General features: G+C 60.4%; 10 protein-coding genes. 4 read left to right on the top strand and 6 right to left on the bottom strand.

Going from position 1 to position 11,948, the window contains the following annotated elements:
* Positions 1–128 precede the first annotated feature (128 nt).
* Entirely contained in the window at positions 129–1,607 is a 1,479-nt protein-coding gene (locus tag ABDX87_RS19385; protein ID WP_346829329.1) for an APC family permease, read from the top strand.
* Positions 1,608–1,957: 350 nt separating this feature from the next.
* Positions 1,958–4,024, top strand: a complete 2,067-nt coding sequence (locus tag ABDX87_RS19380; protein ID WP_346829328.1) for a hybrid sensor histidine kinase/response regulator — start codon at positions 1,958–1,960, stop codon at positions 4,022–4,024.
* Positions 4,025–4,280: 256 nt separating this feature from the next.
* Here ABDX87_RS19380 and ABDX87_RS19375 read toward each other — a convergent pair whose 3' ends face one another.
* The 3 genes from ABDX87_RS19375 to ABDX87_RS19365 all read right to left on the bottom strand — a co-directional run bounded on the left by ABDX87_RS19375 (position 4,281) and on the right by ABDX87_RS19365 (position 7,811).
* Positions 4,281–5,387: an NADH:flavin oxidoreductase/NADH oxidase gene (locus ABDX87_RS19375; protein ID WP_346829327.1), complete on the bottom strand. Its 1,107-nt coding sequence runs from the start codon at positions 5,385–5,387 to the stop codon at positions 4,281–4,283.
* 102 nt (positions 5,388–5,489) lie between these two features.
* Positions 5,490–7,205 carry a single-stranded-DNA-specific exonuclease RecJ gene (gene recJ / locus ABDX87_RS19370; RefSeq protein WP_346829326.1) on the bottom strand — a complete coding sequence of 572 codons (1,716 nt, stop codon included), beginning with the start codon at positions 7,203–7,205 and terminating at the stop codon, positions 5,490–5,492.
* A gap of 63 nt (positions 7,206–7,268) precedes the next feature.
* On the bottom strand, positions 7,269–7,811 hold the full coding sequence (locus ABDX87_RS19365) for a YaeQ family protein (RefSeq protein WP_346829325.1): 543 nt from the start codon (positions 7,809–7,811) through the stop codon (positions 7,269–7,271).
* Positions 7,812–8,120: 309 nt separating this feature from the next.
* Between ABDX87_RS19365 and ABDX87_RS19360 the strand changes: the two genes are divergently transcribed.
* Positions 8,121–9,014 carry a TIGR02285 family protein gene (locus tag ABDX87_RS19360; protein ID WP_346829324.1) on the top strand — a complete coding sequence of 298 codons (894 nt, stop codon included), beginning with the start codon at positions 8,121–8,123 and terminating at the stop codon, positions 9,012–9,014.
* A gap of 190 nt (positions 9,015–9,204) precedes the next feature.
* Here ABDX87_RS19360 and ABDX87_RS19355 read toward each other — a convergent pair whose 3' ends face one another.
* Both ABDX87_RS19355 and ABDX87_RS19350 read right to left on the bottom strand, forming a co-directional pair.
* A complete protein-coding gene (locus tag ABDX87_RS19355; protein ID WP_346829323.1) occupies positions 9,205–9,501 on the bottom strand; it encodes a DUF3509 domain-containing protein in 297 nt (98 codons plus the stop codon).
* A gap of 175 nt (positions 9,502–9,676) precedes the next feature.
* Positions 9,677–9,865 carry a hypothetical protein gene (locus ABDX87_RS19350; protein ID WP_346829322.1) on the bottom strand — a complete coding sequence of 63 codons (189 nt, stop codon included), beginning with the start codon at positions 9,863–9,865 and terminating at the stop codon, positions 9,677–9,679.
* 110 nt (positions 9,866–9,975) lie between these two features.
* Here ABDX87_RS19350 and ABDX87_RS19345 point away from each other — a divergent pair, with 110 nt between their 5' ends.
* Entirely contained in the window at positions 9,976–10,635 is a 660-nt protein-coding gene (locus ABDX87_RS19345; RefSeq protein WP_346829321.1) for a response regulator transcription factor, read from the top strand.
* Here the strand turns inward: ABDX87_RS19345 and ABDX87_RS19340 are convergent.
* Entirely contained in the window at positions 10,604–11,890 is a 1,287-nt protein-coding gene (locus tag ABDX87_RS19340; RefSeq protein WP_346829320.1) for an EAL domain-containing response regulator, read from the bottom strand. The genes ABDX87_RS19345 and ABDX87_RS19340 overlap by 32 nt on opposite strands.
* Positions 11,891–11,948: the final 58 nt, after the last annotated feature.

Raw genomic sequence — 11,948 nt, 5'->3', positions numbered from 1 at the left:
CGTGGGAACGATCAATAAAGCTTTTAACCGCAACTGCTTTTAAAACAATAACCACCGACCGGGTTGTGCCGAACGGCACAGCCACGGGCTCGGCCATCCGAAATCTGCCGATTTCCTGGAGAAACACCATGAGCAGCATCCCCGTTCCACCGGCCGCCGACAGCGATGCCGAACAACTGAGAAAGTTGGGCTACACCTCCAACTTCAACCGCAGCATGAGCCTGTGGGAAAACTTTGCGCTGGGCTTCACTTACCTCTCACCCGTGGTAGGCGTGTACACGCTGTTCGGCCTGTGTCTTGCGGCAGGTGGGCCACCGATGTTCTGGGCCTATCTGCTGGTGGGTATCGGCCAGATGCTGGTGTGCCTGGTGTTCGGTGAAGTGGTTTCGCAGTTCCCGATTTCCGGGGGTGTCTATCCTTGGGCGCGCCGGCTGGTCGGCAAGCGCTGGGCGTGGATGGTCGGCTGGATCTACTCCATTGCGCTGTGCGTGACCATCGCCGCCGTAGCGGTCGGTGCCGGTCCTTATCTGGCCGCGATGCTGGGTTTTGAACCGAGCGCCAACACCAACATCGTCATCGCGCTGGTGCTGACCCTGTTCGCCACCGTCGTCAACCTCAGCGGCACCAAGGTGCTGTCGCGCATCGCCATGTTCGGCTTTCTCTGCGAACTGATCGGCGCTGTGCTGGTGGGCGGTTATCTGCTGATCTTCGAACGTCATCAGCCGCTCAGCGTGTTCTTCAACACCTTCGACATCCGCATCGACGGCTCTTACCTGCCCGCCTTCCTCACTGCCTCGCTGGCCGGGATGTTCCTGTACTACGGTTTCGAAGCCTGCGGTGACGTGGCCGAAGAGACGCCAAACCCCAGCAAACAGATCCCCCGCGCCATGCGCATGACCATCTGGATCGGCGGCGCCGCAGCCATGTTCGCGTGCCTGGCACTGATCCTCGCCGTGCCTGACATGAACGCCGTCATCAACGGCACCGACAAGGACCCCGTCACCACCATCCTGAGCATGGCCTTCGGCGTCACCGGCTCGAAAGTGGTGATGGGCATCGTCATGGTCTCGTTCATCTCCTGCGTTATCAGCCTGCAAGCCGCCGCCAGCCGGTTGCTCTACGCCTACGCGCGGGACGAAATGATCGTCGGCAGCGACCTGCTTAAACGCATCTCGCCCACGACGCAGGTTCCAGTGGCCGCGCTGTTCGTGTCCGGCGTGCTGCCCGCCATCATTATCTGCCTGGGCTTCGTGCTGCAGGACGCCGTCGCCACCATCGTCAGCTTCGCGGCCATCGGCATCTACCTGGCCTTCCAGATGATCGTGCTCGCCGCGTTGTTCGCCCGCATGCGCGGGTGGATTCCAAGCGGTCAGTTCAGCCTCGGCAAATGGGGCTGGCCAGTGAACCTCGGCGCGCTGATTTACGGCGTGCTCGCCATCATCAACATGGCCTGGCCACGCACACCGGACGCCGCCTGGTACATCAACTACTCCATGGTTCTGACCACCGTGATCGTCATTGGCCTGGGCCTGGTGTACATGTGGATCGGCAAACCGTATGACCACGGGACTGCACCGGCGGGTGATGCGTGGAAGCGCAATCACTAATCGCGTGACGCCTGATCTGATGAAGCCCGGATAGCAGCCCGGCAGACCGACGGTGGTGCCTTTGAAATCGCCACCGTCGGCAAGCCGGAAAGCCGTTTTGCGGCGCTCGTGACAGCCTCAGTCGCGCCGCGCAGGAAAATGATTAGAATTTGATATCACTGCGCAACCCCTACCTCCATAAATGGTCCATACATCAGACGCTGCTTTGGATCGATCAGGTTGTTTGCTATTCGAATGAGTACCAGATAACCACTTGATCGTTCCTTTCACCCTTCAATCGGATCTGAAAGGTGAGGATTTTTCCAACCCGGCTCCGTACACTGATTCCCCCCTCACTGGAGCTTGCCTCGTTGACCAGATACCCGCGCTTCCCCGCAGGCGACAGTGAGGCAGGTCGTGCCCTGGCGGGAGTCGACTGGAGCAAGACGACCTTGGGCCCAATGGAACAGTGGCCCGCCGCGTTGAAGATCCATTTGAACCTGATCCTTAATTCACCGGAGTCGATGTACCTGCTCTGGGGTGCCGATCTGCTGTTCTTCCACAATGACGCCTACGCACCGATTCTCGGGCCCCGCCTCGACCAGGCCATGGGCGCGCGCGTCGAAGAGCTGTGGTCGGATGTGTGGAGTCAGGTTCAGCCGTTTGCGGAAAACGCCCTGCGCGGCATTCCCTACGAGTGCGAGGATCTGCCACTGACGATGGCCCGCTACGGCGAGATCGAGCACACATGGTGGTCATTCACGTTCTCGCCGATGATCGACGAAAACAACCAAGTGGTCGGTCTATTCTGCGTCACCAACGAAACCACTTGTCGTGTCCTTGATCAACGGGCGCTGCGTGCCAGCGAGCAAAAGCGTCTGGACCTGATTGCCGACCTCGAGCGCAAGGTCATTGAACTCGCTCACGAACGCGGCCTCACCTGGCAAGTCAGCCCGGACCTGCTGTCAGTGATGACGTCGGATGGGCATTTCGAAACTACAAACCCTGCCTGGCGACTGACCCTCGGCTGGTCTGATGATGAACTGTCCGGCCTGACGTTCACTGATCTCCTCCATCCCGACGACGTTGCGCGAAGCCAGGCAGCACTCAACGCGCTGTCGAGTAACCACCCGATGCTCAACCTGGAAACCCGCTACCGACACAAAGAGGGCAGCTACCGCTGGCTGTCCTGGGTCGCGGTGCCGGAGAGCGGCAAGCTGTATTGCAGCGCCAGGGACATCACGACCGAAAAACAACAGGCCGAAGCACTGCGCACCGCCGAAGAGGCCCTGCGCCAGTCACACAAAATGGAAGCCGTGGGGCAACTCACCGGCGGCCTGGCCCACGATTTCAACAACCTGTTGATGGGGGTCAGCGGCAACATCGAGCTGCTGAAGAACAGAGTTGCCAAAGGCCGCACCGAGGGCCTGGAACGGTACATCGATGCGGCACTTGAAGGCTCGCGTCGGGCGGCGGCGTTGACCCACCGTTTGCTGGCCTTTTCGCGTCGGCAAACCCTTGATCCGAAACTCACCGACATCAACCACCTGGTCAACGGCATGGCCGAGTTGATTCGCCGTACGGTGGGTCCTTCCATTGCCATGGACGTGATCGCGACGCGGGACCTGTGGTCGACGCTGGTGGACCCTCACCAACTGGAAAACGCGCTGCTCAACCTGTGCCTAAACGCCCGCGACGCGATGCCAGATGGCGGGCAATTGCTGATCGAAACCAGCAATACACATCTCGATGAGACAGAAGCACAGGGGCTTCAACTGCCTGCCGGTCACTACGTGGCGCTGTGCGTCAGCGACAACGGCAGCGGCATGAGCGACGAGGTCCTCAAGCGTGCGTTCGACCCTTTTTTCACCACCAAGCCGATAGGCATGGGCACCGGTCTTGGCCTGTCGATGATTTACGGTTTTGCACGGCAGTCCGGTGGCGGCGTGCTCATCCATTCCACGCCAGGGCGAGGCACTCGTGTGTGCATTTACGTGCCGGCGTATAACGAGTCGGCCGCGATCGCCAACGATTCACCGGCTCACAGAGCGGTGCCCGATCACACAGCGGGCGGCGAAACGGTGCTGGTGGTCGATGACGAACCGGCAGTACGGGCACTCGTGGCCGAAGTCCTGACCGATCAGGGTTATTGCGTACTGGAGGCCGACAATGGCGCTGCCGCGCTGGAGATCCTGCAAACACGGCAGACGATTGATTTGCTGGTTTCAGACGTCGGATTGCCCGGTGGCATGAATGGCCGGCAACTGGCCGACGCCGCGCGCTTGAAGCGACCCGGCCTGAAAGTCCTGTTTGTCACCGGCTACGCGGAAAACGCCGCCTTGGGCAACGGTCAACTGGAGCCCGGCATGCATGTGCTGACCAAACCCTTTTCGATTCCGGCTCTGAGCGAGCGGGTGAAGGGATTGCTGGAAGAATAGGTTGCCGCAGGCAGTGGAAGATTTCTGGCGGCTAAAACAAGGTTTTTTAGACCGTTCCAGATAGGCAGACCATGGGCACATGGGTTTCTGTGGGAGTCAGCTTGCTGACGAAGACGGTGGGTCATTCATGATTGATGTATCTGACCCAACGCTTCGTCAGCAAGCTAACTCCCACCGGTCATGGGACAGATGATCCTCCGCCAGAGGCCGAGAGCGACTCCCGCGTTTTAGGCAGAAGTCAGTGTTGTGACGGCTTTCAGTCGCGCAGGTCGGACTCGTGAATGGGCTGGTCACGGTGCGTTGCACGCTGGTATTGCGCTGGCCAGACCGCCTTGCGCCCACCCAGATCGTCATCGGCGTGCAGTGGCCAGTACGGATCGCGCAACAGTTCACGCGCCAGCAGAATCAGGTCCGCCTGCCCGGTGCGTAAAATCGTGTCCGCCTGATACGGTTCGGTGATCATCCCCACCGTCCCGGTCGCAATCCCTGACTCACGGCGCACCCTGCCTGCAAATTCCGTCTGATAGCCCGGCCCGACCGGAATCTCGGCGTTGGCCGCCGTGCCGCCAGACGACACGTCGATCAGGTCGACGCCCAGCGTCTTCAAGCGCTTCGCCAACTCGACCGTCTCGTCCGGATTCCAGCCGTCTTCCACCCAGTCCGTTGCCGACACGCGCACGAACAGCGGCAACTCTTGCGGCCACACCTCGCGCACGGCCTTGGTCACCTCCAGCGTCAGCCGGATACGATTTTCGAACGATCCGCCGTATTGATCACGGCGCTGATTGCTCAACGGCGACAGGAACTGATGCAGCAGGTAGCCGTGCGCGGCGTGGATCTCCACCACCTTGAACCCGGCCGTCAGGGCGCGTTTGGCGGCGTCGACGAAGGCCTGGATCACCGTCTGGATCTGGTCCTCTTCCAATGGCGTTGGTGGCGTGTGTTGCGGGTCGAAGGCAATCTTCGACGGTCCCCACGGAATCCACCCGCCATCCTCCGGCTTGATGCTGCCGTGCTTGCCCAGCCACGGACGCCAGGTGCTGGCCTTGCGCCCGGCATGCGCGAGCTGAATACCGGCGACGGCGCCCTGCGCGGTGATGAAGCGGGTAATGCGTTGCAGCGGTTCGATCTGGTCGTCGTTCCAGATGCCGAGGTCTTCCGGGGTAATGCGTCCGTCGCGGGTCACCGCCGCCGCCTCGGTGAAAATCAGGCCGGCACCGCCGACGGCGCGGCTGCCGAGATGGACCAGATGCCAGTCATTGGCCAGACCGTCGACGCAGCAGTACTGGCACATCGGTGACACCGCGATGCGATTCAGAAAGGTCAGTTGGCGAAGAGTGTAAGGTTCAAGCAGCAGGCTCATGGGCACCTCTCAAGTCGACGTAAAGGTTCCTGTGTTCTGAACCTTGAGCCTAGTCGACAACCCGAGAGAAGTTCAGGTTCCTGCTGCCATGCATCGGGCGTGTCAGCGCGGCGAAATATGCGCCACCATCAGTTGCACGGTTTCGTTGCCGCGGAATTCGTTCAGGTCCAGCTTGTAGGCCAGCTCGACCCAGCGAACCGTCGGGTTTGGCCACACGTCACGATCGACGCTGAACGCAATGCCGTCGAGCTTCACCGTGCCACATTCGGTCTTGAGCACCATCTTCAGATGCCGCTCACCCACCACGCGTTGTTCCACCAACTGGAACACACCGTGGAACAACGGCTCCGGAAAGTGCTGGCCCCAAGGTCCGGCGTTGCGCAAGGCGCGTGCCAGCTCCAGGTGAAACTCTTCCACGGCCAGCGTACCGTCCGACAGCAGGCGCCCGGTCAGGTCCTCTTCGTTCAACTGACGGCGCACCTCGGCGTCGAACGCCTCGGCAAATGCCGGAAAGTTCGCTTCCGGCAATGAGAGGCCAGCCGCCATCGCGTGGCCACCGAACTTGCTGATCAATTCGGGATGCTTGGCGGCAACTGCGTCCAGTGCGTCACGAATGTGAAAACCCGGCACCGAACGCGCCGAGCCTTTCAATACGCCCTCGCCCGCGCTGGCAAACGCGATGGTCGGGCGGTGATAACGTTCTTTCAGCCGCGAAGCGAGGATGCCGATCACACCCTGGTGCCATTCAGCCTCGAACAGGCACAGGCCAAACGGCATCGATTCCACCGGCAAGTCCTTGAGCTGGGCCAACGCTTCACGCTGCATGCCCTGCTCGATGGATTTGCGGTCCTGATTGAGCTCATCCAGTTGCACCGCCATTTCCCGCGCCAGGGTCTCGTCATCGCAGAGCAGGCATTCGATGCCCAGGCTCATGTCGTCCAGACGGCCGGCGGCGTTCAGCCGAGGCCCAAGGATGAACCCCAGGTCGGTCGACGTGATGCGCGACGGCTCGCGGCGAGCGACTTCGAGGATCGCCCGCAAACCAGGACGCGCACGCCCGGCACGGATACGCATCAGCCCCTGATGCACGAGGATGCGGTTGTTGGCGTCCAGCGGGACCACGTCGGCCACACTGCCCAACGCGACCAGGTCCAGCAGCTCACCGAGGTTGGGCTGGGCTCGGCCATTGGCCTCGAACCAGCCAATGTCACGCAAACGCGCGCGCAGGGCCATCAATACGTAGAACATCACGCCCACGCCCGCCAGCGCCTTGCTCGGGAACGTACAGCCCGGTTGGTTGGGATTGACGATGGCGTCAGCGGCGGGCAACTCGTTGCCCGGCAAGTGGTGATCGGTGACCAGCACCTGCAAACCCGCAGCCTTGGCAGCAGCAACGCCTTCGACACTGGAGATGCCGTTGTCCACGGTCATCAACAGCTCGGGCTGGCGTTCCAGCGCCACCTGAACGATTTCCGGCGTCAGGCCGTAACCGTACTCGAAGCGGTTCGGCACCAGATAGTCCACATGGGCCGCGCCCAGCAAACGCAAACCCAGCACACCGACCGTGCTGGCCGTGGCGCCGTCCGCATCGAAGTCGCCGACAATGAGAATGCGCTGGCGCTGTTGCAAGGCCGTCACCAGCAGATCTACGGCCGCATCGATGCCCTTGAGCTGCTGATACGGAATCAGCCGCGCCAGGCCCTTATCCAGCTCATCCTGGGACTGCACGCCGCGAGCCGCGTAGAGACGGGTCAACAAGGGCGGCAGGTCGCCCAAAAAAGGCAGGGTGTCGGGCAACTGGCGTGGTTCGATGCGCATGCGGGTTCCGCTGATGTTCTTCTGTTGGAGCTGATGAGGTGTTACGTCGAGCAGCGTCGGCAATCAGCCGCGCTCGCCCGCCAGCCACTGCAGTTGTACTTCGTGCTGACCGCGATCGTCGGTCACGAAGATCGTGCCTTCGCTGATCATGACATCCCACTTGATGACTCGAGGCATGTCCTTGGCCAGCGTTTCCAGGACTTCCTGGGGAACGGCGGCAATGTTGACGTTTTTCAGGTTTTTGATCGCCGGCACGACCTTGCCTTCCCACACGCGCAGACTGCCGTACGCCAGCAGGCTGGTGCGCTCGGTGCGACGCGAGCACCAGGTCAGGCGGTCAGCGTCCGGCTGGCCGACTTCGATCCAGTGCAGCACGCGATCGTCCAGGCTCTTTTCCCACAGCGCAGGCTCGTCCACGTCCGACAGACCCCGGCCAAACGACAACTGCTCGTTGTACCAGAACGCGTAAGCCAGCAGGCGCACAGTCATGCGCTCTTCGGTTTCCGAAGGGTGGCGGGCGATGGTCTGTTTGACGTTTTCGTAAACCCCACGGTCGAGGTCGGTCAGGTTCAGTTCGAATTTGTAGGTCGTGGACGGCTGGGCCATGAACGGGCTTCTAAAGACAGGAAAGGCGCCAAGTCTACCCGATGCGCGACCGTTGAACTAAGGAACTCGACAGTCGCGTCGCCCACACCCGCAAATTCACTCGGCCGGAGGCTGCGCGCGGTGCTTTACTGATCCGAAGGTGACGAGTGTTAAACAAATGATCCACAACGCCGATACCTTACTGCGAGACCCTCTAGCATGAAGTACTCAGAGCGGCCCGTTACCGACGCCTGCTGTCGATCCGCTCAAGGCGATCGAGGGTGTGTTGTCCTCGGACTCAGTCAGTTTTTTCGGGAATTACATCGACGGATGGTCAATCGTTACCCGCGTTTCCACAAAGCCGGGCTAGTGCTCCTGCTTGCCACCTCGGTACTGGGCGCGACACCGGGAAGCGCACACGCCAAGGAGACGCTGACCTGGCTGTTACGTGATTTTCCGCCATTGACGATTTTCACCGGCCCGCAAACCGGTCAGGGCGCGATCGACAAGCTGATGCCCGAACTGATTGCGCGAATGCCCGAATACAATCACCAGATCATGCACGTCAACCGGGCGCGTGGGACGCAGATGCTTCAGGACCCCGACGTCTTCGCCTGCGACCCGACCCTGTTGTGGACGCCGGAGCGCGAAAAAAACATCCTGTTCTCGATCCCCACCTATGCCACACCCGGCAACGGCGTCACCATCGAGCGCAGCAAAGAGGCGCTTTTCCGCCCGTTTCTCACCGAAGACAGTCATCTTGATCTGGCGGCTTTGCTGGCCAGCAACACGGTCAAAGTCGGCATCGTCGCCGAGCGCAGCTACGGGCCCGTGGTGGACAAGATTCTGCGTGAAACCACGCAGCCGGACACGCTGATCCTTCACTACGGCAATGCCGCCGTGGGCAGCATGCTGCAAATGGAACGCATGGACAGGTTTCAGGCCATCATCAGTTACTGGCCCGAGGCGCGTTATCACGCTCAGCAGCAAGGCATTCCTTTGACAGAACTTGAGTTTTTACCGGTCAAGGGCGCGCCCAAGTACCAGTTCGCGCACATAGGCTGTTCAAAGACTGACAAGGGTCGCGCGGCCATGGAGATCATCAACCGGGAAATGCGCGTGCTGCGCAGCACCAAACTCATCGGTTTCTATGCGCAATGGATGGTCAAGAAAGAAGAGTACCTGCGCGATGCCCAGACGTTCTTCGATGAGCCGGAAAAGTGAAACGCAAGACCGCGACCGAGTGGCCGTCGGACATTCAGGCAAAAAGAAACCCCGAGCAGCGGGGAGACTGCTCGGGGTCAACCGTGGTCCTTCTTGGACCCGTACGGCAGGCAACATGAACACCGGAGCACAATGCCTGCGCCTGCCGTAACTGATAGGAGCCTACTGAATCGATAAGGTTCCCCGCCGCTTAGACAAAAGCACGACCTGCGGTGAAATTGTTGACCTGTGTCGCATTTCGCATGGCCGCGATCACACAGGGTTCAATTCGCCCTTCGGCGACCATCAGATCACGGTGAAGCCCGTCGACCACATCCGTCAGTTGGCGCTTGTCACACAACTGGGCAGCGGAATACATGCGTTCGATCACAATCGCACCGGCTGCAGTTCTCAGCGTCACCAGACGCTCGCCATTCACACCCGCAGCGCCCAGGCTTGCCTGATACGGTGCCAGTGCCTCGCTTAGCAGTAAGCTGATATTTTCCATCCGGATCACCACTCAACAGTTTGAATGCAAAGGTGCTTATCAATGACCATCGGCCGAACCGGAAAGTTCTTTTTGCCGTGAGTTGGGTGATTGCTGCAACCTGGTCAATGGAGCATGCCTGCCGGATGTGACAGAAAGAATTCACGCTTCTGACACCCGTGGCAGAGCCTTCAGCTCATCCCAGGACCGTGACGAAGACCGATGACGGCTGATTGACTTCTTCGTTCTGGATATGACGATAACGACCAATGGCCTGACGAACCGAATACGGGGAAGGCGTGATACGCGCCACACAATTGGTGATCAGCGCTGTAGAAGAGACTTGCTCTTCCCGACATATCGGGTGTTCCTTGCACATGCGCATCGATAACTCCTGCAACAAGACGAGTGACCTTGAGTCTCGACCACAATCGTCTACAGGCATTTAGGACGCGTCCGAAAATCAATAAGGCCGGACTCAAAGGAGCCGCCAAGATGCCCACCGACACTCGACCGTTGCGCATTATCCTGGCGGACGATCACCCGATATTCCTGATTGGTCTGAAGGTAGTGATCGAGCAGAACGAGCGCGCCACGGTGATCGCGCAAGCCAGTGCGCCGGACGAACTCCTGGAAAAACTCAGCGAGCACCCCTGCGACCTGCTGGTGACCGATTTCATGATGCCGGTTCAGGATCAAAATGACGGGCTTCGATTGCTCGAGCGTATTCGACGCGAGTACCCGGCGCTGCCGATTATCGTGGTGACCATGCTCAACAATGCAGGGCTGTTTCGTTCAATGCTCGCGTTGAAGATCCAGGGGCTGCTCAGCAAGGCGAGCATGGCCGACGAACTGCCTGCGGCGATCAACAGCGTCAGCCATGGCAAATCCTTCGTTGCCGACTCGGTCCAGCGCAGCCTGCTGGAAGCGGCGGATTACGGCTCCGACACCCTTGTGGCGCTGACGGATCTCTCGCCTCGCGAACTGGAAGTCATCCGTTTGCTCGCCGCCGGAAAATCGGTCGGGGCCATCGCCGCGCAGCTCAACCGCAGCAAACAGACCGTCAGCGCTCAGAAAGTCAGCGCCATGCGCAAGTTGGGGCTCGCCAACGATGCGGCTTTGTTCATTTACGTGCAGGAGCACGGCCTGGTCTGACCGTGTCGAACGGCAGGACCCGCTCAGGAGTGCGCTCAAGCACCTGGAGCCAGTTCAGGAAGTCAGCTTCCGGCATGGGTCTGGCAATGAAATAGCCTTGTATGACGGGATGGCCGAGCATCAACAGCGCGTCGTAGTCGTCGGCGGTTTCAACGCCCTCGACCACCACATCCAGCGCCATCTTCTGCGCCATGAACAAGGCCCCGCCGACGATCGCCGATTTGCGTCGGTCGTCGGCAAGGCCACGCACGAACTCCGCCGGAATCTTCAACTCGCTGAACGGCAACTCAAGCAAACGCTGGATGTTCGACGCGCCCGTTCCAAAATCGTCGATGGAAAGACGGCACCCGGCCATGCGCAGCCTGAGCAGGTTTTCGAACTGAACCACCGCCAGTTGCCGGGCCGATTGCTCAACCACTTCCAGGGTCAACATCTGGGGTCTGACGGGAAAACGCTCTAGGAGCACCAACAAGCGCGGGATGAAATCTGGCTGATCCAGCAACACTGGCGGAACGTTCACCGCGACCGGCAGAGCATGGCCATGGGAAAGCAGTCGCTGATGAGACAGGCTGAGCGCCAGCTCAAGCATGTGCCACGTCAATGCGCCCATCAGACCGGCGCGCTCAATCAACGGGAGAAATCGGCCCGGCATCAGCAATCCATGCTCTGGATGCTCCCAGCGGGCCAACAGCTCAACGCCTGCCAATTCCCCGTCCAGACTCACCTTGGGCTGAAAATGGGCGATCCATTGCGGGGCGTAATTCTGGGTGGGATCGAGCGGGCTCAAGGCGGGCGACGCGGCCGCAGTCAAGGGTGTCACAACCTGCGCCGTACCCGACTGACCGAGCAGCCATTTACTGAGCAAGCCGCCAATGGCGGCAACCGATGCCGGTTTGCGCATGACCCCAAGCACATTGATGCCTTGCTGTCGCGCGAGCTGCGCTGCGCTGTCGAGCACCGTGTCTTCAGCACTGCTCAGAATGATGACCGTGCGCGCCATTCCGCTCGCTGCCAGGTGCCCGATCAGCGACAGACCGTCCTGACCCTCCATTTGCAGGTCACAGATGGCGATGTCGACCGGCCCACGAAGCTCGAGCGAGCGCTGCGCGACTTCGACGCAGTCCGCCGTGAGCACGTCGAACACTTGATTGGCGTTGAGCATCTGGTGCAACGCCATCATCTGGAAAGGATTGTCTTCGAGTATCAGAACCTTGAGCGAATGCACACGCTGGACCCTCTGGCAGTCGAGGCCCATTTCGGCCCCGTTATCTGCACTCTAAAGAGCCCGCTATCTGTACCCCATAGGACAGGTC

The sequence above is a fragment of the Pseudomonas abietaniphila genome, from assembly GCF_039697315.1.
Classification (GTDB): domain Bacteria; phylum Pseudomonadota; class Gammaproteobacteria; order Pseudomonadales; family Pseudomonadaceae; genus Aquipseudomonas; species Aquipseudomonas abietaniphila_B.
Note: the sequence above shows the minus strand (reverse complement) of the source record. Positions and strands in the feature narration are given on the sequence as shown.

Bases quoted from the DNA above. Each gene is read 5' to 3' on its own strand.
- ABDX87_RS19385 (WP_346829329.1), top strand. From the start codon at position 129: ATGAGCAGCATCCCCGTTCCACCGGCCGCCGACAGCGATGCCGAACAA.
- ABDX87_RS19375 (WP_346829327.1), bottom strand. From the start codon at position 5,387: ATGAGCCTGCTGCTTGAACCTTACACTCTTCGCCAACTGACCTTTCTG.
- recJ (WP_346829326.1), bottom strand. From the start codon at position 7,205: ATGCGCATCGAACCACGCCAGTTGCCCGACACCCTGCCTTTTTTGGGC.
- ABDX87_RS19365 (WP_346829325.1), bottom strand. From the start codon at position 7,811: ATGGCCCAGCCGTCCACGACCTACAAATTCGAACTGAACCTGACCGAC.
- ABDX87_RS19360 (WP_346829324.1), top strand. From the start codon at position 8,121: ATGGTCAATCGTTACCCGCGTTTCCACAAAGCCGGGCTAGTGCTCCTG.
- ABDX87_RS19355 (WP_346829323.1), bottom strand. From the start codon at position 9,501: ATGGAAAATATCAGCTTACTGCTAAGCGAGGCACTGGCACCGTATCAG.
- ABDX87_RS19350 (WP_346829322.1), bottom strand. From the start codon at position 9,865: ATGCGCATGTGCAAGGAACACCCGATATGTCGGGAAGAGCAAGTCTCT.
- ABDX87_RS19345 (WP_346829321.1), top strand. From the start codon at position 9,976: ATGCCCACCGACACTCGACCGTTGCGCATTATCCTGGCGGACGATCAC.
- ABDX87_RS19340 (WP_346829320.1), bottom strand. From the start codon at position 11,890: ATGGGCCTCGACTGCCAGAGGGTCCAGCGTGTGCATTCGCTCAAGGTT.